Raw genomic sequence first — 562 nt, forward strand, 5'->3', positions numbered from 1 at the left:
GGCCGGTTCGACGGGCGACCTGATCGACAGGCTCGGCTCGCAGGACGTGGTGTCGTTCACCGGATCGGCGGCGACCGCCGGCCTGCTGCGCGGCAATCGCAATCTCCTCGACAACGCGGTGCGCTTCGTGGCCGAGCAGGATTCGCTCAACGCCACGATCCTGGGGCCCGATGCCGCGCCGGGCACGCCGGAGTTCGACATTTTCGTGCGCGAGGTGCACCGCGAGATGACCGCCAAGGCCGGCCAGAAATGCACGGCCATCCGCCGCATCCTGGTGCCGGCAGAGCACCGCGAGGCTGTGATCGAGGCGATCTCCGACAAGCTCGCCAAGACGCCCGTCGGCGACCCGCGCGCGGAAACCACCCGCATGGGCGCGCTGGCAAGCCTCGCCCAGCGCGAGGACGTTCTGGAGAAGGCGCGGCAGATCGGCACCGAGGCGCGCTGCGTGTTCGGGGCGGACGGCTTCGCGCCCTCGGGCGTCGACATCAAGGCCGGCGCCTTCGTGTCGCCGATGCTCTTTGCCTGCGACGATCCGGATGGCGCCGAGAAGGTGCATTCGGTC

1 protein-coding gene is annotated in these 562 nt (G+C 70.1%); it reads left to right on the top strand.

The window, feature by feature from the left end; genetic code table 11:
* On the top strand, positions 1–562 hold a 562-nt coding region (locus ACK41V_RS23795), incomplete at both ends, for an aldehyde dehydrogenase family protein (protein ID WP_409786177.1).

Source organism: Acidovorax sp. (assembly GCF_046291265.1).
Lineage (GTDB): Bacteria > Pseudomonadota > Gammaproteobacteria > Burkholderiales > Burkholderiaceae_C > Acidovorax.